This is a genomic window from Chryseolinea sp. H1M3-3 (genome assembly GCF_029360725.1).
In the GTDB taxonomy this organism is placed as follows: Bacteria; Bacteroidota; Bacteroidia; order Cytophagales; family Cyclobacteriaceae; genus Chryseolinea.
Genome location: NZ_JARKMY010000014.1, coordinates 221,414 through 247,863 on the forward strand (window position 1 = coordinate 221,414; position 26,450 = coordinate 247,863).

Here is a 26,450-nt window from a genome sequence, read left to right on the forward strand (position 1 = left end):
ATGACACAGTTTGAATGGGCTACTTTTTGACTAGGTAAATTGATTGGCCTGTTGTAGACATTAATTGCTCCTGATCGCCGAGTCTAATTCGTTCATGTTTTGTCAAGCATTGGGGCATATTTACTTCGAACCATTGCTTGTACGTCTTTTCAAGGAAGGACGTAAATAGCAGAATCTCAAATGAATCGTTAAATTGTAGAAAAGCCTTCAATAAGTAGGCCTCGTTCCATGATCTGCCCTGCTTAAGCCATTCAGTGGGATATTCAAAAGGATAAAATATATCATGAAAATGAATTATTACACCTGCTTTTAACAGGGGTAGAATTTCGAAAAGAAGGTAATTCAAGTCACTTCCAAATTTTGAAATGTGGGATGAATCCACAAACAAAATGTCGCCCTCACTTAATTCTTGAAAAACAGATGATGAGATGTGCTGAACGAAATCCTTTTTTACGAATATTTGTTCTTCTTGAGTAATAAGCTTATTCAGCCGTAGCTCTGGATAGGGTTCTACAAATGTAAGATGAATTGAATTGTGGAAAAATTTTTCATTCGTATCTAGCATGAGGGCCGACGAAAAACCAGATCCAATCTCAATTATTTTTCGTGGTTTGAAATGTCGAATAACCAAATAAAGAAAAATACCATCGGAAAAACTAAAATATTCATTGTCGAAATAATACCGATACGCAGATGACTGAGTTGTAGGAAATATATCGGCTCTATAGAAAATTTTGAGGCTTTCAAGTAGCGCGAGTTGGCGTTCTTCGTTAAGTGCAATCCCTAGCGGAGGCCGTTCATAGTTAAACCGGGACTCAGAAACTATCTGCGGTGAAACAACCGGGGAATAAAAATGTCCCGGTGGATACAATCCAACTTTCCACACCGCAAATTGTGATTTAAGATTTTCGTATGACTTATATATAGGCAAATATTTCTTTAATACTGAATTAAGGATTTTTTTCATATTCCAAATGGATCAGCGATTAGCCGGCGATTATAGTTTAAATAAATTCTATTAGTCTCGCCATTTTTTTTGTTTTGAAATACTCCCTAGCCGATTCTAATCCGTTATAATAAGGAAAGTAATGAGCAAAAAAACGTTTATATACATGGTTCAATGCTTTATTTTTACCTGCTATTTTTTTCAAAAGGAAATGGATTTCATTCTTCCTGTAAACATACAATAAATCACGCAATGAATGATTTATCGTATCTTTTGGTCTTCTCGAGTTAAATAATAAAAAATTTTGCTTAACCCATTTCCGCAGGCAGGCATACGTTTCAGGAGCGATCTGAGTTTCAACTTTTGTTGCTTGAAGGTTATGCACTCTCCAAGAAGTCAAATATTCTGGAACGTGAACTATGTTTATAAATAAGCTGACGCGCATTTCCCATTCGAAGTCAGCTATGCTTCCACCATCTTCAATAAAAAGACCTAACTCATCAAAGACGCTCTTTCGAATCAAAAGTTGTGTGATTGATGTATATACCGTTTTTATGAAGGCATGTAATATTCCATCATGCGGTGCGTGGCGAATATGTTTCGTGTGCATGATGTCACCGAAAAATTTGGATGACAAAAAAGTATCCCAATTACCATCGATGGCTGGCTTTCCGTTTACGTCAATGATCCTTAAACAACAATGAGCCATATCGCATTGTAGATTCTGATCTAAGACGTTCACCATTTTTTCTATAAATTCTTTGTCCATGGTGTCATCGCTAGGAGCTATACAGATATAATTACCTTTAGCTAATTTTATTCCTTCATTCCATGCATTATAAATTCCTTTTCTTGGTTTTTGATAAAGCTTGAATCTGCGATCAAGGTTGGTAGCCTGATGTAAGTATTCCCACGATCCATTATCAGAAAATCCATCCACAATAATACATTCCCAATCCAAAAATGTTTGATTCTTCACGCTGTCCAAGCGCGCTTGAAGGAATGTTAAATCCGTATTTAGATTAGAAATAATTATACTTACCACGGTGTTGGTAATTTCCCATTAACACAATTTATTGTGATCCAGCCATTATTAACCAATGCTTCGGTCTTTCATGTGTTGCTTAACAATCGGCAGCCAAAATTCTAAGTTATTAGTGTATGGATCGTCAGTACGACACCAACCATGGCAACCGAAGGGAAGAACAAATTGCGTACGTTTATAACACAGGTTAGGATTGGTATCAAACGAGAAATATAGTGCTTGCTCGGCGGAAGGTATAACAAATGTATCTCCACTCAATGGCAAGAAAAACGAATAAAAAAAATCCTCGCTGAAAGCCCATGTCAAGATTTCCTTTTTATATTTTTTTGTGGCTTTATAACTAGATTTAACATTCCGCAAGCTAAGTCCTCCGTTGCCAACTCTAAAATTTTCAGGGTTATTCAGTCCTTTCAATTTCCATTTGAGCCTAACTAAAGGTTTAATTAAAGCGCTTCTTTTTTTCAACAGGTTTTTTGAAATTATTTTATGCGATTCATAAAGCCATGAAACCTCAAGCCATGGGGCACCTATATAATCAAAATTCATGGAACACCATTTTGTTAGCTCATCACGAAACACAAAACAATCCAATTGATAGATAAGCATATATTTATAGAGAAGGAATTCTTTAAAGAACATAGAGGACAATAACAATGCATTATATCCCTTTAAACCTTCAAAAAAATGAAGAGGAAATTGTCTTACCTCAACGCCGTCAAATCGATTATAATAGCTGCAATCGAAGCCGTTTGGAACGACTAAGTAAATGTCATATTTATACAAAACGCGGAGACATTGAGTATACGCTATTTTTTCATATTCGCTCGGCTCACTTTTATAAACAGGAATTACAACACAAGCGAGGTTCGATTTATTTGCCAAATGATCAATACTTTAAATAAAATCCCTATATCCAAAAATATTTAATTGCAAATCCATACCAAGCATGGTATCTCTTTCTACAAAAGGCTTCTTATGGGCATATGCTTCTTGAATATGGTACCTGAATCCCGCTTGCTGCAAAACTTCCAAAATCTCACCTAATGTTTGTCTCTCTTTAATGTGAGAGTGATATTCAATAAATATATTTTGCACACAACTTAGATCACCCCTAATATCAGTCAAAACCTCAAACTCGGCGCCTTCAATATCAATTTTAAGAAAATCAATTGATTCCTTTAAAAGATCTTTCAATCGTCGGCAAGGCACTCTAATGAGATTCTCGGTATCACCTTCCTTAGGTATTCGTCCTGAGAATCCACCCTCGATTTGAAATTCCAAAGTTCCATTGTCTTTCCATATTGCTTCCTGGTGAAGTTCAACACCCATGAATTCTAATGTCTTAATATTTTTTTCAAGGGTTTTGAAAATTACTGGATCCGGCTCAAATGCTTTTATTTTCGCTTGAGGGTAAAGCATTTTGAAATAGTAAATACTTAATCCAATATTAGCGCCACAATCAATAATGAGAGGATCCGGCCTAGAGGATTTGAACTCATATACTTGCTTACGGATTATCTCAGCGTATCCGCCTATCAGGGTTGTCGCATCAACAAAGGAAAATTCAACTCCAAACAAATGAGATGCCCCAGGTGTGTAACGGGGAATTTTGCTTAATCTTTGAATCTCATCTTTGAACTTGTCAGCTTTCCCAAATTGTCTATCAAGATACCGAACCACTTTTTTAATTAGCATATCAAATGTGTTGAAGAACTTTCACCTTCAAATTTTAGTTTTAAAAATCCGTCCAGATTTCTCTACTCCCCTGCCAAATCTTTTTAATAATTTTAATTTTATTTTACTACAATAAAAGATGAAATATGCATAATATAATATATATGCCATTTTCCAGCGCCCAATGGAGTCGTAGATACCCAGCTCTTCTTCTACAAATCTTTTTTGTTCTGGTGTTACTTCCTTACGTATAGTACTAAACAACGTCTTTACCTTTTTGTATTGCTCAGTACTTTTATATGATTTATACTCGCCGGCTTCTATACTTGGGTCACCATTATTGTAAAGCTCAGGTTCCGAACCGTAAAGAAAGAATGGGATGCCTAATTCCGAACAATAAAAGGTATAAGATCCAATCTCATTTGAAGTGGTGTATCGGAATCTTCTAATCAGAGTATAGAAGCGTTCTATGAATAGCTCGTGATAGGGATTTCCAACTGTGACAACTTCAAACCCGTAATCAAAAAAAATTTTATAAACCCCTTTAATTACATCGTGATAATGCAAGCAAATTGAAATAGGATGAAATTCGTCGGGCAAAGCTTTTAATTGCAGAATATAGTTTACAAGATTCATCTTGTTCTCTATCATAGGGGTGGTATGGGAAAGAAACGCGAGGCTGCCTTTCGCATTGGCATCAGGCGCTATTTTATTATACCTGCGGTAAAATACATTCGGAGAAATCACACAATAGCATTTTTTATCTGAATTTTTCTTATACTCTTTCACTAATCTTGGAGAGAAGTATAGCATAAAAGGCGCATCATTTTTTAACTCATAGGGCGACGGTTTTTCACTAACACTTAGCCCGTGCGATAAATATATATTCAATGGTAGCGACCCCGGAAAAAAACCATATTTTCTAAGAACAGCTCCAAATCCATAGACTTCAGAAGTCCAATGTAGCCGCTGCTTTGGTTTCGGTTCTTTGCAAAGAGCAAGAAGTTCGTCTTCAGACATATTGACCATCAATTTGCACCAATGATACCACGAACCAAACAAAATGCTTCGGCGTATTCCTCTCCAATTGTAATCCCCAAACGTTTTGCTTGAATGCGGAGAGCTTCGCCAGACCGAGGATGAGGATAAGATCTTTTTTCAAATTCATATGCCTCCATTGCTTTGATTTTAGCATCGATATTTGATTCTTTCACGGAAACAAAAAAATTTGAAATAAAATGATAGGGATCCGCAGAAGCCCTCCATTCCGTACCCGACGCAGTTTCAAAGGTTATAATTGCTTTTACATTTTCTCCTGGCATTGGCCTACATGCAGTCATTACTGCTTGGAATGTTTTTTGATGATCGATATTTAAATCCCCTCCGTGATGGGTGAAAATCATATCTGGGAGAAAACTCTCTTTCTCCTTTTCTACAATTTTAATGATATCTAGAAGAGGGATTGTATCAAATCTATTGTCAGGTAAATCATATACTGATAAACCATGATACCCAATCGATAACCTAGCCTTTTCAATATTTGATTTATGAATTTTAAGTTCCCTATTCCATTTCGCGACATCCCGTTGATCCGATCTTGATGTGATCCCCTCTCCTAAGATGACCAAATGAGTCTTGATTCCTCTTTCATTAATAAGCAAATTCATTGTTGCTCCTAATCCAAGAATTTCATCGTCAGGATGAGCGACAACAATCATGATTTTCTTGTTTTCAAACATTTTCGTTTATTTCAATACATATTCAAAAACCTTACAATCTACTGCATTTACAATCTTATTTGAAATGACTGTAAAATCAGCAGTAGTAAAACTTTTTATCGAGGAGATATTATCAGACTTCACCTGGGCATTTAAGCTATTAAACAACCGCCCAACTTTGGCTAGTTTAATTAAACTGGTTAACATGCTCCGACCGATGTTCCTACCTCTATATTCTTCATCAACACTGAAATCAATTAATCCTGACTTGCCCACGGAGTCGACACGGAGTTGTCCAACTGGAACTTTCCCATCAAAAAAAATTAACATCAATGTTTCGGATTCTAACTTATTGTTGAACCATTTAACGTGATCGTCCCACCCAATAGGCGCCGGGTTGTGTGCGTTTTTTCTTACCACAGGATCATTGGCCCAATCAAAATATATTTTGCAATCCCTCAGTTGAGCCATGCGAAAGGTGATATCGTCACTTGAAAATTGCATTATAAATATTATTGAGGCCTTGATCGTTAAAGAGTGATTTTCCTAATAAAGATTTCGAATTCCGCGCTTTTGCAGGCCCCAAATAATTTAGATTATTAATAATGAAAGCATCAAAGTTGGATGAATTCCAATAAATCTCATCGTTTAAAAATCCTAAAGTTAAATATTCTTTCATATTAAGAATTTGATCGTCTCCGACACAAATGCCGATGGTGGGGACTCCCAACGACGCCAGTTCATGTAATGTCTGGCCGCATGCAGATATTGCCACGTCTGCCCCCAGCATTAATTGTTTCATTTCTTCGTCAGATACAAAGCCAAAAAAATTTAAACGATCCCGCTGAGACTCAAATTGAGATCCCAGTTCCATAGCATACCTATCACTTCCGGCGACAATTTTTACCTTACTTTTAGAAAATCTCAATAAAATTTTCGATAAAATAGGAATAAGTCCCTTTGTATCACTCCCGCCGAGGGTTAATAGGATATTTTGAATTTCTTCTTTAATCTTTATTTTGAAATTCCCCTGTCTGAAGCTATTTCGGAGAATAACAAAATCTCTTCCACCGACGGCAGTTACGTTGTACTTGACTTTATTTCCAAAAATATTTGGATTAATGATAAGGTCAGGCCCGATGTCAATCCGATGATAGTCATCAAGTGCAATTACCTTATCAAATCTGCTCTTTAACGTACCGATATAATTAAGAGGAATCAAATAAGAATCAAGAAGAACGTGGGAATATATCTTTGGTTCATTAATATCTCCTAATTCTAAAATCCAGTTTCGAACGCTGGCATCAGAATAGACCGTCTCATCCCCTTTTGCATATAGAAAAATTTCAGTAGGGATTTCCCTTTGATCAAAATATTGCTTTAAGGCCAAACATCGACTGTAATGACCATAGCCGATGCCTTCACCTGCTTCAGTGAGAATAAGAAGCCTGTTACCAATCTCCATTAACTAATTTTTGGGCATTCTTATAGAAAATATTATCTATATCTTCTAATGAAAATTTAGATCTATTAAAAAAGTCCAATTGTTGCTCAAACGCATTTCTGAAATTAACGTATGGGATATCTGACCCAAATAAAATTCGTTGAGAACCCAATCGCTTATATGCAAAAGTATAGTCCTGCTCCAACGATGAGCCCAAATAATAATTTAAAGAAAAAGAACTATCTAACATGACATTTTTCTTATCCATTGCCAATAGCATTGCCTCCATAATTCTATAACCACCGCTATGGATTATCACGATTGGAACTTTAGTGATATTATCAGCCACATAGCATGCAAGTTTCATATTGTCATAAGTGTACATCTTCGACGTACCGTAACTCCCGTCAATACAAATGATTTTTTTATTCTGTTCCGCATATTTGCAAATCTCAAGAATTTTCGGGAAGTCACGTTCCTCAATCTGCTGCAAATACGAATTAAACATGTAGGTACTTACACCATGCAGTTTGGTTTCTTCAAGATACCCATCAACAAGCGGATCTCTAAAATCGATTAACGCCGTTAACAAAAATGAATCAAATTTTTGCTTTACATTTTTAACAAATAAAGAAAGCTCTGAATCGCCATAAAAAAGTTTCTGATTGAACAACAAAATATTGACACCTGAAACTTCTTTTATCCCGTCGTAGTGGAGGTTCAAACCCTTAATTAGTCCTTGACCCGTGAGGTTCAAATCATCGTCTATAACCTCATTTACATCAATAGCTATTTTTTGAGGTAAATGAACATTAAAATCGAATATCTTCATTTGTAAATAAATAACATAAATTCCTTTTGTGGAATGGGACTATAATTATGTTTGAGTTCAACATTGGAGCTCATCTTAAGGGCCAACTCAAGTATCTTAGCGGGCTCATAGTAAAAAACAAAATCTTCCTTTGGATAATCCTTGCTAAGGTTTGAGCTTAAAAAATCTACAATAAGGCACTCTCCAACTAATTGAAAAGCTGTGTTTATCAATTGTGCAGCATAATCGTAGTTATTGATCTGATTCTTAAAATTCAGGTTCAAAAGCCCTAGCATTATACCAATATCGGCGACCGGTTGTTGTTTTTCCAGTGTTGCGATATTTTTGACGTCAAAATATAAGTGAGGCACGTCTTTCCAAACGTTTTTTGCCTCATTGATTAGATCAGGGTTTAAGTCCCAGCCAGTATAACTATTAAACTCAATCTCATGTTGAAATAGAAAATTTGCAAAGTCGCCAAAGCCGCATCCAATGTCGATTATCGTCTTTTTTGCAAGTGATACATCCCCCGTTAACACCGCTTCAAATCTTTTCAGCTGTTGTTCTTTTGTTCCCCAACCCAATGTTTTAACGTCGTAACCTAGTTTTTTATAGCGATCTGAATATCGCAAGATCATCTGCTTTGAGATTTTATCAAGAATGTCGTCCATGAGAAATGTTCCTGGCTATTTCGTAAAATAATTCTTCACTTGGATTCAAACAATTTATTGCAGATACATTCTGGATTAACTTTCGCTTATCCACAGAATATTTCGCCGCCGCGCTGTTTACAAAAGGCATAAAACTCGTATGAAACTTAGTTACTCCTATATGTACTTCCTCATCGGTTAACCCTTGTACCCTAGGCATAAGAGGGACTACACACTTATTAGCAAATTCATAAAGGTCATAAAGGTTAATTTGGTTATCGATCACGCCCATTTGCTGAAGAAGATAAACCATTACTTCTGTTTGCGCATTGCCTGCGCTACGCCCCATTCCACGAACGCAGGTGTCTAAGTAAGTCGCACCGGCACGCATAGCTTGCAACGTGTTGGCTACCGCTAAACTGAGATTGTTATGTCCATGAAAACCTAACGGTGTTGTGATGTTTTCTTTAGTACGATCAATATATGTATATACGTCTTCAGGCATCATACACCCAGCAGAATCAACCAAGTAAATAACATCAGCTATTTTCCAACGATCGATTTCCTGAACGATTTTTGTAAATTCATACGATTTTACAGCATAACTTTTCATTAGGTTGACTGCAGTGAACAATCCGAGATCTCTGGCATACTCAAGATATTCCCGTGTTAGCTTAAAACTATCAATGTTTGCACCGATACGTATAAAATCCAGTCCGGCATTCTTTGCGTTTAAGATATCATTCTTAGTTCCTATTCCCGGAATAAAGAAAACGCCTATTTGCGCAGTAGGAGCGCCATCGCGGGCCGATCTTATATAGGTGAGGTCGTTTTCTCTAGATAAACCCGCTTTTGGATTGTTCCAGGCCCCCAGTCCTAGTCCATGTCCCACCTCAATCATTTTAAACCCGAGATTAGCCAGGCCTTTTGTCAAGTCAAAGGTATTTTCCGCAGTTAATTGGAAGTCTACTACATAGGAACCGTCGCGTAAGGTATTTTCAACAATTGTAATCATTAGGGATAGTAGTCAATTTTTAATTTCTCCTTAAAGACTTTTAGATTATTCACAACAGCTTCTTTCGTGCTGCCCTTGATCACAAGCATTGAATGGCGTGATGCGCAGTTTTCGATAGACTCGACCATATCATTTACGTTATATATCGTTCTGTAGCGCAGCACAAAAGGCAGAGCTTTAACTTCCTCAACATTAATGTTTCTGATCACCTTTCCCACTTCGAAATCCAAGAAAGTCAACATTGCTGAGTTCTTTAGGAACGTCAATCCTTTATTTTCTACCTCAAACATGTCCTGACCCAACGATTGATTTAAAAGTATTTCATTCAGATCTATTTCTGTAAGATACGGAACGATAACAGAAGAGGTGTATACACCACCGCCGCGATTCGTGCATTCAACCAAATAAATTTCTTCATTGTCTGATACAATATACTCACCATGGGTATGGCCATACCGGTAATTAAGGGCCGCGGCAACAGCATTGTGATTCTTGAATAATTTCCTATTCAAACTATCTGGAAACTCAGCCGGGTAAATTATTTCCTTAGTTACAGGTTTCAGGCCTGGCTCGTATTTACGAGAGGCAACGGCCAACGATTGGTGGCCATTTTTAAAACAGAAGCCATCTACGGTAACCAAAGTTCCTTTAATGAACTTTTCACATATCAGATTCCATCCACTGGAATTATTGATGGCATCATAAAAAGCATTTTCTAGTGCCATCGTGTCATGAATAATTGATACGCCGAAAGTACCGCGGCTATCTACAGGTTTAAGCACCACAGGAAAACCCAGCACCTTAGCAGCATCTGCCAGCTCTTGCAAGGTTCTTACTCTAAAAAAGTCAGGTTGCTTAATCCCTAATTTCCTACATTGTTCCCGCTGCGCAAACTTATCATTTGAAAATATAGCTGATTGTATTTCAGCAAACGGTAGTTTGAGTCTAGCAGCCACCACTGAAGCTGTGAAGAAAGAAAAGTCACAATTATCCGTAACCACCGCGTCGATATTGTGGGCTTCAGCAATCTTGATATGAGAAGCGATATCGCGGCTGTTTTTTACGTAACTCACATCCGCTAAGGCTGCACCCTCAGGATTAAAAGAAGGGTGGGTTATTATTAACTCAAGACCTTTGTCTTTAATTTTTTTAATCAAAGAATACTGCTCCCAGCCTGCACCGATGACTAATATTTTTTTCCTAGGTGACATCGTTATATAGTATTAATTCATCTTTTTTGATATCCTTCGATGCTTTTTTACCAATCACCAATTCTAACTGTTTGCAGTTTATACCATCTTTGTTTCTTAAATAACGTATGTGATCGACAGTAATTAACTCATCCTTTTCAATCTGTTTTTGAGCAACTATTCTGTACGTAATACCATCCTTAAATTCCTGTTCTTCTGGTTGAATAGTCAATCGGTCATCAGAACTGTTTTTAGCAACCTCTATCGCGCGTATTTCTGTTACTAGTTTTTTGAGTTCAGGCGGGTCACTAGCAAACGAATTGCTATCTGGCGTATCTAAATTTCTGTCCAGAGTAAAATGTTTTTCAATGACATTTGCACCCAAGCAAACTGCGGCACAAGCAATGTGCGTTCCGTTTGTATGATCTGAAAAACCTACCGGATGATCGAACATATACTTATAAGTTTGAATCAAACGTAGATTTACCTTTTCAGGTGGGGTCGGGTAAATACTATTGCAATGCAAAATGATGAATTTGTCGTTAATATGCCTCTTAAAAATGTTGACAGCTTTGATGATTTCGTCATAAGCAGCAATGCCGGTGGAAAACAGAGTTGGTTTATTCAAGGCGGCCACCTTCTCAACAATTTGAGGAAATGTGCCAATTTGAGCAGAAGCCAGCTTGTAAATAGGAACATTAACTTCCTCCAACAAATCAACAGCCCGTAAATAAGTCGGAGACGAAAAAAATATGATCCCTCTTTTGTCACAGTACTCTTTTAATAAACCGTGCCAGTCTTCCGGAAACTCTAGCCGTTTTATAAATGCGGTTGTTTTTGCGTCCGGATACAGATAGAGTTCCTTCAGTTGAATGGATTGAAACTTAATCGCATTAGCGCCTGACTCCGCTGCTGCATCTATCGACTCTTTAGCAAGCGTCAAATCCTGTTTGTGGTTTGATCCTATATCAGCAATAATGTAGGTTCGATCTCCACCTATTTTAAAACCATTAACAGTTACAATTTTCATTTTTAGTTTAAAAATGAGTTAAAAGATTTAGGATCGCTTAAGTGATTAAACAATCTACAATACATGTTTAAAAATAATTTCCCGATCACTGGCCAAACACTGCAGGTTTATTTCCCCAAAAGGAACCATGTAATATCGTCTTGCGGAAAAGCTACATCTCCCTTATAAACAAATCCATAATCCATTAATTTAAAGTCTGAGTATGTTCTAAGAAATTCCCCTGCAAAATCTCTTTTGAATAATCGATCGATGTGGCCCCTGTAGTTAATAGTAACCGGTGATGGATTGTAATATTCGCATATCAAAATATATTTATTTGAGGCAGTATATAATTTTTCATAAATAACACCAAGCATTTGTGGATTGATATGAATCAATACTCCCTTGATTAGAACTACGTCATATCTATTTGAACTTCCGTAATCAAAGATTGACATATTTGAAACATTCTCACGACCTATTGTATCTTGAAGTATTTTCGATGCATTCTGATTAATCTCAACGCCATGAAGCTTGATGTTTGGATAAAGGAGTTTAATCGCCTTAAGGTTAATGCCGACGTTCGCACCGAATTCAATCAGCGAATTTGGCTTGCCGGTTTGCTTTAACGCCCTACTAAAAAAATTAAGATTGGATGCTAAATTTTCTGCACTACTGTTTCGGAAAATGTATTCATTTCCGAATTCGCCAGCCCAAAATTCTTCCTGTTCGGTTTGATAGTTCATTTTTTTATTTACTCAATTTATCGATAAAACCTATTATGCGATTCATTCTTATCCAGATGAAACCGTTTCTTTGAATTGATTAATCAAATCTTTCCGACTATCCACCAAATAGGCAAATATTGCCCAGGGGATCCATATCCGATCTTTTTCCTTTCGGGTAGTTGTTCAAATTCATAGTAAAAACTGCCTGATTTCATATTCTGAATCCAGTTTTCAACATCCTTGTAAATTCCCGTGTCCCTGTAAGTGCGTGTATTTGTATACAAGTCGTAAAATTTCATTGCGATAGCCACCCCGGCGGCGCTCCTTAAGTGTGCTTCGTCTTTTACAATCCCCCTTAACCCATCCCTATGTCCATATGCACCTTTGAGTTCTTTTATCCTGAATGTTTCGTTATACACTAGATGATTATCAATTCTAGGTTTTATAACATTCTTAATATAATCTTCCGATGTATGTTGAACCAAATTCGCCGCATGAAGACCATATACCAACGGCATTGTTTGGTCATCGTAACTCTCGAAAGTGTCCTTTATGAACCTCAGCAAATATGGAAGAATCTCATCTATGATTTCAGGCGAATGGTCTCTCCAAGCCAAAATACCTATGAAAGAAAATAAATGATAACTTCGCGGATTTGAACGCAAAGCCATTAATTTATTGTTTTCCTTTTCCAGAAATGAACCGTACTTAACATCCCAATGATTCATGAGATATTCAAACGCCTTATCCCCAATATCTGAATAACTTTTATCACCAGTGATTTTTTGATAATCTGCAATTGTTTTGAGCACTGCCACTGTGGGGGGTAAATCCTCTATTTCGGCTGTTAACTTTCTAACTTCATCTGTGGTTTTGAAACCTACCCCATCTTTCCCAAGCTCTAATCCCCACCCACCACTTTTCTTTTGAATTTTTCGAAGCTCATCTAATATAGATTTTACAGCACCAATAAAAATTTCATCTCTTTTGATTTCATACGCACTGTGAAGAGCATAAGACGATTCCGCCAAATATAATAAGCCCTCCGGTCCCCATGTCTCGTCAACAGTATACCGTCCAGTTTCAATAAAGTTTTTCGCTAAGAAATTTGCTGCTCGTAGCGCGTCCTCAAGTTTATCCTCGTCCACACGATATTTTAGGTTGTCTTGTATAATCATTTTTCTATATTGTTTGAATAACTGAATTTCACTTCAGCTAAATGCCAGTCATCCAAATTGTCTATGTCCTGCACTTCATAGTCAGGCAGCAAGATTGCACCTTTTGAAACCCCGAAAGTGTTTTTATTCTCAAGAGCTAAAAAATCGTTAATTCTAAACCAATAGAATTGACCAGCATCATAATATGATATGGGTAAATCTTGCGAACGGATTTTCTCGTGTTCAGGGAAATTCATTTCAACCCTTCCTACTTCATTCATTTTGTATGATCGCCAGATAGGAGAACTATAACGTCCTACAGGAAAGACGACATCAAAGTTGGATTCAATCAAAAGTTTATAGCCCTCAGTCAAACGATTTTTACTAATTAATGGTGCTGTCGCATAAATACAACAGCAATTATCAAATACCTGACCTATTTTCTCATATTGTCTCAGTACTTCAAAAACCACATCTCCTGACCCAGCAAAATCATCTGCATTTTTTTCACTTCTAAAGAATGGAACCTTTGCACCATACATAATGCTAATTTCAGCTATATCTTTATCTTCGGTTGATACCATTACTTCTGAAAACAAATTTGAATTCAATGCAGCTTCAATGGAATAAGCAATTACTGGTTTTCCTTGAAACTCCTTAATATTTTTTCGCGGTATTCGTTTACTTCCTCCTCTTGCCGGAATAATCCCAAGATTCTTCATTTTAAAAACTAATATTTTCCAAAATACGAAGTGATAGATTTAATTACATATTCCTGCTCCTCATCAGTCAACGTTGGATACATGGGCAGACTTAAGCATTTTGTATAATATGCCTCTGCATAAGGAAGGTCCCCAACCTTCCAGCCCAACTCCCTATAATACGGCATGAGGTGCGTTGGAATATAATGTACCTGCGGGAAGATCTTATCCTTGCGAAGGTGATTATACAATCCAAGACGGTCTGGCACCTGGATGACATATAGATGGTAAGCATGGCCTGTGTTTCCTTCTAGCTCGTTAAGCTGAGAATGAATTAAGGAGTGGCTTTTGAAGGCTTCATCATATGTCTTTGCAATGGCCCGTCTTCTTTTCAGGCCTTCATCCGCACGCTTAAGCTGACTTAATCCCAACGCGGCTTGAAAATCAGTCATCCTGTAGTTATAACCTAAAGTCTGCATTTCCATATACCAACCAGGATAACTTGTGGCCAAGTGGTCCGATGCAGCGAATGCTTTGCTGTTACTAAACCGTCCAATATCTCGTGTAATTCCATGGGTACGAAGAGTCAATAATTTTTCATACAAAATTCTGCTGTTGGTAGTAATCATTCCTCCCTCTCCTGCTGCAATGTGTTTCACAGGATGGAAAGAGAAAATTGAAAGATCAGCGAATTTTCCATTACCACAGTGCTGCTTTTCACCAGATTGATCCACAAAGAAGCCCCCGGGTGCATGACAGGCATCTTCAATGATCCAGAGACCAAATTCGTCAGCCAATTTTTTGATCGCTTCCAGGTCTACCGCTAGTCCACCAAAATCGACGGGCACTATTCCAGCATAGGTTCCCTTTGGTACTGCTTCTAAAATCGCCTTTACTTTTCTGATATCCAGCAAATAAGATTCCGGATCAATATCACAAAAGGTCACTTCTCCACCACAATAGCGGATACAATTTGCGGAAGCAGCAAAGGTAATTGGGGTTGTGATCGCCTTCTGCCCTGGCTTCACACCTAATGCGAGTGTAGAAAGATGGAGCGCTGCTGTGCCATTTGATACGGCAACTGCATACTGGCAACCGATATACTTGGAAAACGCATCTTCAAATTCTTTTATCTTAGGGCCCTGAGTTAGATACTCTGATTGTAAGGTTTCAACTACGGCCTGAATATCTTCAGGGGTAATAAATTGTTTGCCGTATGGGATAGGTGTCATAAATTAAAACGTTGGATCAACATGTTCCTTGATAAGTTTTCTTAATTCATCAACCCCTACCCAGTCGGAATTTTCCCCGGAACTGTAATGAAATCCGAAAGGAACTTTAACAGCCTTAAAATGATTAATAAAATCTTCAAGCTTCCAACGAGGATTAGAAGGGAGGATTGCGTAATAACGCCCCAAATCATAAGTGTAAAAAGAATCAGAGGAGGTAATCATTTCTTCATGAATCTTCTCGCCTGGCCGCATTCCAACAATAACTTTTTTACATTCTGGTCCTATTGCCTCAGCAACGTCCATAATCCTATAAGAAGGGATTTTCGGAACAAATATTTCGCCACCCCAAGCATGTTCTAGTGCGTGAAGCACCATGTCTACGCCGCCCTGCAGTGTAATGTTAAAGCGCGTCATCGTGTCGTCAGTAATCGGCAATATGCCCCCAGTCCTTTTATTAATAAAAAAAGGTATGACCGAACCGTTAGACCCCATTACGTTACCGTATCGTACAACGGAAAACTGAATTGGATTTGCACCACGAATATTGTTAGCTGCAACAAAAAGCTTATCAGAAGCGAGCTTTGTTGCTCCATACAAATTCACGGGGGCTGCTGCCTTATCTGTCGATAAAGAAACCACACGTTTGACCTCTGTTTCAAGGCAAGCGTTAATAATGTTTTCTGCACCAAGAATATTTGTCTTAACACATTCCATCGGATTATATTCTGCAATGTGTACATGCTTCATAGCCGCCGCATGAATAACGTAATCAATATTTTTCAGCGCACGCTTAACGCGATCAAAATCTCGGACATCACCAATGAAAAACCGGACATTAGGGTATTGATCTGATGGGTACTCTTGCGCCATGTGAAATTGTTTTTGCTCATCACGCGAAAAAATGACCAATCGTTTTATTTGAGGCCACCGACTTAGTAAAGCTTTTGTTAATGCCTTCCCCAAGGACCCTGTACCACCTGTAATTAATATAGATTTATTGCTTAACATTTTACAGTTTAAAATCTTTTTTCCATTCAATGATCATATTACTATGGGCCTTTCTTTGTTGCCCTCTTCTGGTCGTACTATCGTATACTTCAAAACTTAAAATATCTCTTGGGCTATCCAAGTTATGTCCTTTTGAAGAAAAATGACTTGTAAAATTTAGGTACACGTTGAACTTTCCCTTTGGCAAAACACGATTAGGAATTGTTAAATAAAGCACATGCAGGCCGATGTCTAAATCATCCAAAATATTAGGCAGAAAATCATACGTATCGCTTTCTATGTAAAATTCTTCCAACTCGTTTTTAATAACAAAATAACCCTGAATTCCAGGGAGCATTTCGTTTTTGGCACATGTCAATCGGATTATAATATCTTCATCTGCGTTGAATAGGTTTTTGTTTTTTAGATCTCTACCTAAAACCTCCGCTTCAATTACTTCTATTGCGTTTTTTTGTATCTCCTTCTTTTTATAACAGGATGTTAAATCGGAATTTACATTCTGCGAATTATATTTATGAATTGCTTCCTCCACCCCACCCTGAAACATTATTGCCCCGTTTTTCATATAAAATCCTTTTGTACAAAGTTGTCGAATCGACGCCATATTGTGACTAACAAATAAAACTGTTCGTCCCTCTTTATGACTAACCTCTTTCATTCGCCCTAACGCCTTTCGCTGAAATTCTGTATCCCCAACAGCCAGGACCTCGTCAACAATCAATACTTCAGGATCTAAATGTGCCGCTACCCCAAATGCTAATCGAACATACATGCCACTGCTATATCGTTTCACAGGTGTGTCGATATATTTTTCGACACCGGAAAAATCTAAAATCTCATCAAATTTCCTTTTAATCTCAGCTCTTGTCATACCCAAAATAGCTCCATTCAAAAATACATTTTCTCGACCAGAAAGCTCTGGATGAAATCCTGTACCAACCTCCAATAAGCTAGCAATACGACCTTTGATTTTAATGTTACCTGTAGTAGGCAATGTCGTCCTGCTTAACAGTTTTAACAGCGTACTTTTACCTGCTCCATTATTTCCGATGATCCCAATAACGTCCCCTTGTTGTACATCAAAAGAAATGTCCTTAAGTGCCCAAACATATTCACTTGTACTTCTCATGGTCCTATCATTGACTTCACCTATTTTCAGATAGGGGTTTTCCTTGCCTCTGATTGCATGCCACCACCGATTCAGATCATGTGTAAACGAACCGGTGCCAATTTTGCCAAGTCTATATTGCTTTGACACATCCTCAACTCTTATCACGGTATTCATGGAACTAAATTTTAAAAGTCTTATTACTCTATCTCGTTACCAACTATACAGTGTCCATAAATTTTTTTTCAACCCTATTGAATAGTATTATTCCAATGAATAAGAGAACAATCATAAAGCCAGCACTATACAGTAAATCCATTGGATTAAACAATCCCTTACCAAATAGAACATATCGAAAAGCTTCTACGACCGCGGTGAGGGGATTCAATTTTATTATACTCCCATAAGAAGTACCTTCCAAATACGTCATAGGATAAGCTATCGGTGTTGCGTACATACCTAGTTGTATTGCGAAAGCCAGAAGCACAGAAAAATCACGGTATTTGGTGGTCAGTGAAGAAATAACGATACCCAACCCTAGGGCTATGCCTGCCATTAGCAGGATAAGTATTGGGATGGTAAGCCATTTAAAAGTGATTTGCATAGGGAATCCATGGAAATGAAACCAAATCATCATGCTAAGTAATAGTAGAAACTGAATTCCAAATCGAATCATGTTAGAGATAATCACCGATAATGGCATGATTAGCCGCGGAAAATAAACTTTCCCAAATATGTTTGCGTTAGTGAGGAAAGTATTTGACGTACTGGTTAAGCAAAGTGAAAAATAATTCCAGACAGTAATGCCTGACATGTAGAACACCACAGGATTTATTCCGTCAGTCGGAATCTTCGCAATATTTGAGAATATTAAAAGGAACATCAACGTGGTTAGGATTGGTTGTATTAAATGCCAAACCGGACCGAGTATGGTTTGTTTATATTGTGCAATGAAGTCTCTTTTTACAAAAAGTAACATTAAGTCCTTATAACGCCAGATCTCGGCAAAATTAAGGTCCAACAAGTGTGGCTTTGGTTTTATTTCCAAATCCCAATTTCCCTCAGAAGATCGCTCAAAAGTCTTTTCTTTCATCTATACTTGTTAAAGAAACATCCGTGAATATTTTTCTACTTTATAATTTGCTGCACGCCTAAGTAGTTGCCTAACAATACCGTGGTAAGGCCGCCAACTCATTGACCATGGCACTCATGTTATATTGAATCATTTGAAATCTCACTTGTATTCCATACTAGCAGGGCGTTGCCAAATGACGTTTTATTTTTTTTGAAATCATTCACAGAGATTATTTCAATTTTTATATTTCTGTGCAGCAGGCTTTTGGCTTTTTTCACAAGCTTATTTAGGTAGCTTTCATTTACAGATCCTACTAAAACCAACTCAATAGTGCCAGTATCCTTGCCTTTTGCATAATCTCCCACAATAAAAGCTAGCTTGAGATCGCCAAGTCTTGAAAGAATGTTTTCAATGATTTTATCAATGCCTAGATATTTGTGAACGAGACTTCTTAGTTCATTATATAGGGGATGCTTTGTATTAGCTCGATAAACAATAGTCCTTCCCTCTTCACTGAAAATCAAATACCCGGCTTTTGAAAGATTATTCAATTCATGCCGAATCGCATTAGTGGATTCCCCGAATTCCTCTGCCATTCCTCTCAAATAGGCAGTCGCATGGCTGTTAGTAAAGAACTTTAGCAGCATCTTAATCCGTGTCTTGGATGTGATTAAGGAATCTAACAAGGTGTTTAAGGGTTGTGTCAGAAATCAGCGTAAAGGCAAATGCCTTATGCATCACAAAGATAAGAGGGAATGTCTAATGAGTAAAATTTTTACTCTATAAACCGCGAGCTATGGGAAAAAAGGTATGTTAATCTGAATAATATCCACCGGCTTTTTCATTTTTTCCACCGCTACTGTAGCCATAGCCGTATCCATAACCATATCCATATCCATATCCGCCGTATCCATAACCCAAGCCAGATTTCCTGAGGTCGTTAAACAGTATACTGATGTTCGTGAGTTTTCCTATTTGATAAAACTCTTCAAGTGATTGTAAGGCAATGTTGGGCGTAAAATTCTGTCGTATTACATAAATGGAATGATCAGCATACTTCGAGATAACAAACGCGTCGGCCACAAAAGATAGTGGAGGGGTGTCTATAATAATAAAGTCGAATGTTTTTCGGAGCTCAAGCATTAATTCTTCCATTGCTGGACGAATCAGCAATTCACTGGGGTTGGGTGGCATGGGACCGCCTGAAATCAAATAAAGATCTTCAATTTTACTTTTTTGTATAATTTGCTCCCGTGTAGCCATACCAGACAAGTATTGACTTAGGCCAACTTCATTGGTTAACCCAAGATCATCAAATAACTTGGGTCGTCTCAAATCTGCACCCACTATTATGGTTTTCTTTCCAGCCATGGCGATAACAGATGCTAAGTTGAGCGTTGTAAAAGACTTGCCCTCCCCCGGTATCGAGGACGTAACCATAAAAACAAGGTGATCTTTATTAGCCGTAAAATAGTTAAGATTAGAACGCAACGCCCGAAATGACTCAGCCATAGCAGACTTTGGTCTACTGTTTACCACTAGCTGGTCAAATGAAGAATTGTGCCCTATACCGCCTATGACGGGCACGGACGTTAACTTTTCAATATCCTCACGCGATTGAATTCGACTGTTAAAAAGCTCTAGAAGAACAAAACTCAGCAAGGGCAAGAAAATACCAATACCCGCTGCTGTTATGTAGTTTTGCTTTACTTTAGGAGATATGGGGCCTCCCGCCATCGGAGGATTTACGACGACGATATCGGACGTTGTTGACGCCCTGGAAAGGCCCGCTTCAGTGCGCTTTTGTAAAAGAAATACATAAAGATTTTCTTTTAACCCATAATTTCGCTTAATATCCACCAGTTCGCGTTGCGTGCGAGGAAGTTTTGATAACTGTGCCTCTACAAGCTTGATCTGCTCATTTATAAAAGCAATATTTATTTTATGTGTTTCCCGGCTATTTGCAATGGCTTTAATTATGTCACCCTTTATAAACTCAATTTTTTTAAGCTTAGACTGCAAAATTGGATTATCCTCCATACGTTCGGCTGCATTGCTCTTGTATATTTTTACTTGAGTTTGTTCTTGAATAAGAGTAGTGACTAGAGATGCAACAATGTTATCCGTGATACCAACACTTGTGGGAGTAAAGATCCCATCATATTGGTCGTTTTTTAATAATTCGGTTATGTATTTATAATAATTATCCAACAATCTATATTGGAATTTTTGCGTCTCAAATGCCTCTATTTTTTGATACAACCTATCTGTCTCGGATTCAAGGCTTGTTATGATGTTCCTCTCCTTGAAATTTTCAACCTGGTCTTCATACTCATTTAAGGAATCGCCTATAACGAGGAGCTGTTCATCGAGAAAACGAATCGCCATAGTTGCAACTTTATTCTTCTTTTCGACGTCATAAAATTGATAACGCTCGATGAATTTGTTAAGAAAATCAATTTCTTTTTTTGCAACCGGACCATGAATATCCAAGTTCACAACAGAAGCACCAATTTGCGCAAATGTTGCTCCTAGTTTTGACGAGTAAATCTTAGCAAGTGACAAAGGATCATTGAACCTAATCGTAAACTGTTGACCAACATATTCTCTTACGGAACGAGTTTTTTCTAGCAATAAATAAAATCCATTGATTCGTAAGGTGTCATTAAATGCTAAAGATGTAAATTTTTTTCCTGCCTCTTCATCGGCTCCGACATATTGAAGTGTAAATGTATTTTCGTTGAGAATAGTGAAATACATTGAGACCCCAGTTGGTCTCATCCCTTTCGGTAGAATGTGAAACTTAACTGGGAAAGTAGGGTCATAAAATTCAGTAGTCTTTAATTCTCCTTCCCGGTACATTGAAACTTCAAAACCTAACGTATCCATGACTTCTTGTAGTAAGGGATACGACTTCATAATGTAGAGCTCGTTATAAAAATTTCGATAAGGATTAATAAGCTCGTTATTATATAAAAATTTCGCACCTACGTTCTCATCGTTTTCTTTTATGATAATAGATGCTTTTACTGGGTAAATTCTTGGGCTATATCGGTTAATTATGTAGGCAATTGTTAATGAAATCAATAAGGAAAGAATGATGATATACCAAAATCTAATTATGCGATCAACGACTCGTTTCAAATTGATTTGTACCCCTGGCGAATTTTGTTTCGCAGGACCAATATCTTGTAACTCCGGAATGTTATCTATTGACTGTTTCAATGTTATCTCGTTGATAAGCTGTAGATTAAAAAAGCAAACGATAATGTTGTTGTGATAATTCCAAGATTACTGGTAAAGTATCGTTTGAAAGTCCGCTGCTTTAATGGGGGAACGATAAGCACATCATTCTGTTGCACATAGTAGTAAGGGGATTCCAAATAATCCTCATTTAATAGGTTTACATAAAATATTTCAGCATTATTATTATTCTGACGAATAACTTTTACTCTGCTTCTGTCTGCGAGTTCGGCAAACCCACCCGCCTGTCCTATGGCTTCCATCATTGTCAGACGGGTTGTGACAGAAGTAACCGTTTTTTCACCATTCACCTCACCCAAAATAGTAAACCTAAAATTTAGCATGCGCACACGTACTATAACATCAGGTATGAATTTCGAAGCAGCGGCCTTAATTGAATCCTGAGCCTCAAATAGAGTCAATCCTGCAACTTTAATTTTCCCTAAAACCGCAAATTCTATTTCGCCTTCCAGATTAACTACTATACCTGATGCGGCAGCTCCAGTTGCAACGTTTCCCGCAGTTCGACCTTGCGCCGCAAGTTTCCCTAAGAAATCAAATGCATCATTTTCATCGCTGAGCGTTTCAAAACTTATACTCAATATATCCTGGGGTTGGATCCGATATTCTTGTATATCTAACTTATGAGATCTTAATATCGAATCGGTCGGAATGGACTTCCTGTTCTTTAGTTCATCTTCTTTCTGCAAATAAACCAACTTCTTTGCTGGAACACAGGCGTTTAAAACTATTACGGCTATTCCAAAAATCAGCCAAATCCGGGTCATTTCTATGTTTTTCGTTTTCAAAGAAGGGGCAAATATACAGGTTGTTGTGTAATTTCCTTTATAAAGTTTTCCCTTTGCTAAAGGAGCTAACGTAGGAAATTTTAAATAATTTTCCAGGAAACACGATGTAACGGATTTAGTTTAAAACTTATCGATTTTGGCACTTTTAGATTAAGCGTTTAAAACTGGTAATAAACAAGGAAGTAGCATTGCCGCCTTTGCAAAGCTTTAGTCTGACGAGAAATCCTAAAGTCTAACTTCTGAATCAATGATTGATACCACTCAACGTCGTTTACTCATACAGCGCACAAGCCTTCCCCAATGCTTCCTTTATTTTCTCCTGCAAACTCAAAGGCTTCAGCACTTTTACTTCTGCCCCATAACTCAGCAACGTTTGCAGCAATTCATAATTAGGTTTTAGCGCAAGTGTAACACGCAAGCCTTCGTCGTTATCGGCGATGGTGGTTTGTGTGTCGTGGAGGTGAAGGGTTTTGACATAGTTTCCCTGGGAGGGTGTGAATAACAATTCCACTTCTTCTACATCCCCTTTCACAATGGTGACGCCTATGGTATGGCGAAAGCATGCATAGATATTGTCTTCCTTGTTTTCTTTGAATGGGGCAGGATGCTCTACTATTTCTTCGATCCTATCTAATGCGAGCGTCACGTTGGTCTTGCGCAATTCACTGTAACCACGGGTGTACCAACGGGATTTATATTCCTTCAACAGGTAAGGATGAAAAATGTGCGTGTAGGGGTTGTCATGATCAAATTTCTTATATGTGATCTTGATGGGTTGTTTGTTATGCAGCGCATGCATGATCGGGTCAAAGTACATGATACCTTTATAATACGGCACTTTCTCGAACTCAATGATGCCGTGCTGCGGTTTGTCTTTTTGCTTCAACTGTTCGGCTACCTTACCAAGCTTATCGAACATTCCTTCAAGCTGATTCACGACGAGTGCGCCTTTATATTTTTGTAAGGAATTGACCAGAACTGAAAAGGCCTGAATGTCCTCTTCACTTAGCGGTAACGCATCGATCGAATAGTCAGGATCGGTGTAGTAATAACCTTTGTTGGTTCGACAATATACTATCGGAGCGAAATATCCGAGTCGTTCGTCACAACGCATGTTTTCCAGGTCGGACTTCAATGATCGTAATGAAATTTGTAAGTCATGCTCGCCAAGTTTAGCGATCAGCTCATCGGGCGACCAATGTTTTTTACGTTTGCTGGTTAGACATGCGTTTATAATTCTATAACGGAGGTAAGGATTTTTACCGGCTGCCATGTAACGTTTGGTTATACTCGAAAATAGAAAAAAGTAGTTAAAAGCAAAAGTCAGTAATAACAACAAGGCGAAGCGTACGTCCGTCTACTCCTACCCCCGTGAAAGGACAAACATCCTTCATCATCTTCATTTTTTTCTTTTATCAAATAAAATAAACACGCAACGGATTTGTGCAGGACTGCACATGACCATTTTTTTTACGCCTCGCATCTGTGACCCTCGGCGCTTTTTAAAAAGGCCGAAAACACAATGAAAAACCGAGGAGCATGGAGAAGCATGGAGCTATCATGGAGCTAACATGGAGCTATCATGGACAAGTGCCGACTGAGACCTGGAAGTAAAAACACGAATTTGATTTTTGGGCGATGTGCAATTTTGCGCAGCGGTTACGTTGGTGAGAGATTCTTTCAAAAAAAATAAAAAAAAATTTCAACATTTTTTTTGCGTGCAGACTGGCTGCACGGTGACGACATAATTTTGAAACATCAATTAATAACACAGGCCTGTTAAAAAATTGAAAAGTTAAAATTATGTATAACCCTTAAACAAAAACAAAAATGGGAAATGTAAAATTGAATGCACTCCTTGAAGGAGTGAGTGGAAAAGTTGGGTCAAACCTTGTCTTGCGCAAACGTGGTAAGCGAACAATTCTCGCAACCAATGGTGAAAGAACTGGTGTACTCACAGAAAAGCAAAAGGTAGTTCGTGAGCGGTTCAAGAACGCGGCAACCTACGCAAAGTCAGCGCTTAGAAATCCGGAGATTAAAGCAGTTTATGAGGCTGCTGCAAAGGGTGATGAGTTCATGACAGCGTTTACCGTGGCGGTAAGAGATTACCTGCGTCCGCCACAGATTGCAGCGATTTTGCTGGAAGGCTACACAGGTCAGCCTGGTAGTATTATTCAAGTCAGACCGATCGATGATTTTAAAATCGTACGGATCAACGTTAGTATTAATGCTCCCGATGGGACCTTGCTGGAAACCGGCGATGCTGTCCAACAAGATGGCGAGATGGATTATCAGTATGCGGCAGTACAGGCAAATGCGGTGCTCGCTGGTACAAAAGTAACCGTCAAGGCGATCGACAGGCCCGGTAATGAAACGATTGAAGAACGTGTTCTTTAGTCAGCATTTCAATAAGGCTGCTGCTTCTTCTTTCAACCCTGCAACCTGCCTCCGCCATGGAGGAGGTAGGCCAGGGGTTGATTAACCTTAAACCAATTTATCAACCATCTTAAACCAATTTATTTTATGGCTATTATAGAAAATAATATACTGCTGCATGGCATTAGTGGCAAGCTGGGGAATGTTGTGTTTCGTCAGCTAAATGGAAAAACAATTATGTGTCTTCCTCCGCAAAGGCGGGCAGCACCTACTGCTATTCAAAAAGAACAACGCGAACGATTTAGACTGGCAACCATGTATGCAAAAATGGCACTCGACGATCCTGACTTGAAGTACATGTACGAAAAGGCGGCAAAAAAATTGAAGTCCACCAGCGCATATGCCGCTGCCGTTGCAGACTATCTGAAACGGCCGGAAATCGAAGAAATTACCACCGGTGTTGATACCGGAAGTAAAGAAGCTTTCATTTTCATTACCAGTGCCTCAAAAGGAAAAAACTTGTCGGTGTGCGTAACGATTTTCAGCGCAAACGGAAAAGTCATTGAGGCTGGCTACGTGAATTGCGATGGCTTTCAACGTGATTTTAAATACGTTGTACAACGGGCCAATTCCTTATCAGTCGGAAACCTGGTTGAAGTAAAAGTGACGGACATGCCTGGAAACATCGCTGTAAAAACAGTAGTTATCGATTAACGCTATGGCTATCAGTGTAGTTTCATGGAGCGCAATCGGCCGCAGCATCACAGACCTATTTTTTCCACCTGCATCCGTTGCGACTTTAGTAAATGATGATCTCCAACCTGCCAGACTGGAACGGATTCAGCGAGCTCACCTTTATGCAAAGGAGAAACTCCGAGATCCGGTGGCGAGTCAGTATTATGCTGTTATCGCCAAAAGGCTTCGCTATAATCATGCTTTCACTGCTGCTGTCAGGGATTATCTGACGCATCCGAGCATTGAGCATGTCATCACAGGTCGATATTCCGGAAAACGAGGTGACCAAATAATTATTGAGTCTGTTGATTATTTAAAGATTGAAAAGGTCCAGGTGATGATGGTTCACTCAAATGGAAAATTGATTGAACACGGGAGTGCCATACGTCACAAAGGGAGTACGCGTTGGCGATACATTTGTACTGTAGAAAATCCAATTGTGGATGATACAAGAGTGAAGGTGATGGTGATTGACAGGCCAGGAAATATGACGATGAAGGAAGTAATTGTTCGATGTTCAGAAGAAAATTTGAATATCGAATATCGAACACCGAACAAGGAATGATGAAGGGTTGGTCTTAACGTGCAGCCCCCTATTCGAGTCTTTTTCAGTTCTCCAATTACAGATTGAAATAGGTAAGCCTTCAGATCGAGCGCAGTTCATCATTCAATATTCGGTGTTCCTTGTTCGATATTCAAAACGGGATGAACACTGAATATTGAACACCGAACAAGGAATGATGAAGGGTCGGGCTTAATCTGCAGCACCCGATTCG

Annotated in this window: 27 protein-coding genes; 3 read left to right on the plus strand and 24 right to left on the minus strand. The window is 38.3% G+C overall.

Annotation, left to right across the window (positions count from 1 at the left end; all coding sequences use genetic code 11):
* Positions 1-19 precede the first annotated feature (19 nt).
* The 24 genes from P2W71_RS22135 to P2W71_RS22250 form a co-directional block, all read right to left on the minus strand.
* Positions 20-967: a class I SAM-dependent methyltransferase gene (locus tag P2W71_RS22135; protein WP_276373582.1), complete on the minus strand. Its 948-nt coding sequence runs from the start codon at positions 965-967 to the stop codon at positions 20-22.
* Between the two features lie 37 nt (positions 968-1,004).
* On the minus strand, positions 1,005-1,991 hold the full coding sequence (locus P2W71_RS22140; protein ID WP_276373583.1) for a glycosyltransferase: 987 nt from the start codon (positions 1,989-1,991) through the stop codon (positions 1,005-1,007).
* A 48-nt stretch (positions 1,992-2,039) separates the two neighbouring features.
* Complete coding sequence (locus P2W71_RS22145) at positions 2,040-2,873, minus strand: DUF5672 family protein (protein WP_346659969.1); 834 nt, start codon at positions 2,871-2,873, stop codon at positions 2,040-2,042.
* Between the two features lie 12 nt (positions 2,874-2,885).
* Positions 2,886-3,686, minus strand: a complete 801-nt coding sequence (locus P2W71_RS22150) for an FkbM family methyltransferase (protein WP_276373584.1) — start codon at positions 3,684-3,686, stop codon at positions 2,886-2,888.
* 27 nt (positions 3,687-3,713) lie between these two features.
* Entirely contained in the window at positions 3,714-4,685 is a 972-nt protein-coding gene (locus P2W71_RS22155) for a hypothetical protein (protein ID WP_276373585.1), read from the minus strand.
* 8 nt (positions 4,686-4,693) lie between these two features.
* The gene (locus P2W71_RS22160; protein WP_276373586.1) at positions 4,694-5,404 is read right to left on the minus strand and encodes a PIG-L family deacetylase; all 711 of its coding nucleotides are present in this window, start codon (positions 5,402-5,404) and stop codon (positions 4,694-4,696) included.
* A 6-nt stretch (positions 5,405-5,410) separates the two neighbouring features.
* On the minus strand, positions 5,411-5,887 hold the full coding sequence (locus tag P2W71_RS22165) for a GNAT family N-acetyltransferase (RefSeq protein ID WP_276373587.1): 477 nt from the start codon (positions 5,885-5,887) through the stop codon (positions 5,411-5,413).
* The gene (locus P2W71_RS22170) at positions 5,871-6,848 is read right to left on the minus strand and encodes a hypothetical protein (RefSeq protein ID WP_276373588.1); all 978 of its coding nucleotides are present in this window, start codon (positions 6,846-6,848) and stop codon (positions 5,871-5,873) included. Before P2W71_RS22170 ends, P2W71_RS22165 begins: the two co-directional genes overlap by 17 nt.
* Positions 6,835-7,659, minus strand: coding sequence for an amidohydrolase family protein (locus P2W71_RS22175; RefSeq protein WP_276373589.1), 825 nt, complete (start codon positions 7,657-7,659; stop codon positions 6,835-6,837). Before P2W71_RS22175 ends, P2W71_RS22170 begins: the two co-directional genes overlap by 14 nt.
* Positions 7,656-8,309: a methyltransferase domain-containing protein gene (locus tag P2W71_RS22180; protein ID WP_276373590.1), complete on the minus strand. Its 654-nt coding sequence runs from the start codon at positions 8,307-8,309 to the stop codon at positions 7,656-7,658. The genes P2W71_RS22175 and P2W71_RS22180 overlap by 4 nt, the downstream gene beginning before the upstream one ends.
* Positions 8,293-9,303, minus strand: a complete 1,011-nt coding sequence (locus P2W71_RS22185) for a hypothetical protein (protein ID WP_276373591.1) — start codon at positions 9,301-9,303, stop codon at positions 8,293-8,295. Before P2W71_RS22185 ends, P2W71_RS22180 begins: the two co-directional genes overlap by 17 nt.
* Positions 9,303-10,514, minus strand: coding sequence for an ATP-grasp domain-containing protein (locus P2W71_RS22190; protein ID WP_276373592.1), 1,212 nt, complete (start codon positions 10,512-10,514; stop codon positions 9,303-9,305). The genes P2W71_RS22185 and P2W71_RS22190 overlap by 1 nt, the downstream gene beginning before the upstream one ends.
* Positions 10,504-11,523, minus strand: a complete 1,020-nt coding sequence (locus P2W71_RS22195) for an N-acetylneuraminate synthase family protein (RefSeq protein WP_276373593.1) — start codon at positions 11,521-11,523, stop codon at positions 10,504-10,506. Before P2W71_RS22195 ends, P2W71_RS22190 begins: the two co-directional genes overlap by 11 nt.
* A gap of 107 nt (positions 11,524-11,630) precedes the next feature.
* Positions 11,631-12,248, minus strand: coding sequence for a pseudaminic acid biosynthesis-associated methylase (locus P2W71_RS22200; RefSeq protein WP_276373594.1), 618 nt, complete (start codon positions 12,246-12,248; stop codon positions 11,631-11,633).
* Between the two features lie 83 nt (positions 12,249-12,331).
* Positions 12,332-13,408, minus strand: coding sequence for a hypothetical protein (locus P2W71_RS22205; protein ID WP_276373595.1), 1,077 nt, complete (start codon positions 13,406-13,408; stop codon positions 12,332-12,334).
* The gene (pseF, locus tag P2W71_RS22210) at positions 13,405-14,109 is read right to left on the minus strand and encodes a pseudaminic acid cytidylyltransferase (RefSeq protein ID WP_276373596.1); all 705 of its coding nucleotides are present in this window, start codon (positions 14,107-14,109) and stop codon (positions 13,405-13,407) included. Before pseF ends, P2W71_RS22205 begins: the two co-directional genes overlap by 4 nt.
* A gap of 8 nt (positions 14,110-14,117) precedes the next feature.
* A complete protein-coding gene (gene pseC, locus P2W71_RS22215; protein WP_276373597.1) occupies positions 14,118-15,320 on the minus strand; it encodes a UDP-4-amino-4,6-dideoxy-N-acetyl-beta-L-altrosamine transaminase in 1,203 nt (400 codons plus the stop codon).
* 3 nt (positions 15,321-15,323) lie between these two features.
* A complete protein-coding gene (pseB, locus tag P2W71_RS22220; RefSeq protein ID WP_276373598.1) occupies positions 15,324-16,328 on the minus strand; it encodes a UDP-N-acetylglucosamine 4,6-dehydratase (inverting) in 1,005 nt (334 codons plus the stop codon).
* Between the two features lies 1 nt (position 16,329).
* Entirely contained in the window at positions 16,330-17,613 is a 1,284-nt protein-coding gene (locus tag P2W71_RS22225; RefSeq protein ID WP_276373599.1) for an ABC transporter ATP-binding protein, read from the minus strand.
* A gap of 43 nt (positions 17,614-17,656) precedes the next feature.
* Positions 17,657-18,529 (minus strand): ABC transporter permease, encoded by an 873-nt coding sequence (locus tag P2W71_RS22230; RefSeq protein WP_276373600.1) that lies wholly within the window; start codon positions 18,527-18,529, stop codon positions 17,657-17,659.
* Positions 18,530-18,648: 119 nt separating this feature from the next.
* Complete coding sequence (locus P2W71_RS22235) at positions 18,649-19,197, minus strand: winged helix-turn-helix domain-containing protein (RefSeq protein ID WP_276373601.1); 549 nt, start codon at positions 19,195-19,197, stop codon at positions 18,649-18,651.
* Positions 19,198-19,324: 127 nt separating this feature from the next.
* On the minus strand, positions 19,325-21,736 hold the full coding sequence (locus tag P2W71_RS22240) for a tyrosine-protein kinase (RefSeq protein ID WP_276373602.1): 2,412 nt from the start codon (positions 21,734-21,736) through the stop codon (positions 19,325-19,327).
* Positions 21,737-21,738: 2 nt separating this feature from the next.
* Entirely contained in the window at positions 21,739-22,563 is an 825-nt protein-coding gene (locus P2W71_RS22245; RefSeq protein ID WP_276373603.1) for a polysaccharide biosynthesis/export family protein, read from the minus strand.
* Between the two features lie 271 nt (positions 22,564-22,834).
* Positions 22,835-23,836 carry a WYL domain-containing protein gene (locus tag P2W71_RS22250; RefSeq protein WP_276373604.1) on the minus strand — a complete coding sequence of 334 codons (1,002 nt, stop codon included), beginning with the start codon at positions 23,834-23,836 and terminating at the stop codon, positions 22,835-22,837.
* A gap of 557 nt (positions 23,837-24,393) precedes the next feature.
* Between P2W71_RS22250 and P2W71_RS22255 the strand changes: the two genes are divergently transcribed.
* The 3 genes from P2W71_RS22255 to P2W71_RS22265 all read left to right on the plus strand — a co-directional run bounded on the left by P2W71_RS22255 (position 24,394) and on the right by P2W71_RS22265 (position 26,239).
* On the plus strand, positions 24,394-24,960 hold the full coding sequence (locus P2W71_RS22255; RefSeq protein WP_276373605.1) for a hypothetical protein: 567 nt from the start codon (positions 24,394-24,396) through the stop codon (positions 24,958-24,960).
* 126 nt (positions 24,961-25,086) lie between these two features.
* On the plus strand, positions 25,087-25,653 hold the full coding sequence (locus tag P2W71_RS22260; RefSeq protein WP_276373606.1) for a hypothetical protein: 567 nt from the start codon (positions 25,087-25,089) through the stop codon (positions 25,651-25,653).
* Between the two features lie 4 nt (positions 25,654-25,657).
* Entirely contained in the window at positions 25,658-26,239 is a 582-nt protein-coding gene (locus P2W71_RS22265) for a hypothetical protein (protein WP_276373607.1), read from the plus strand.
* The last annotated feature ends 211 nt before the right edge of the window (positions 26,240-26,450 follow it).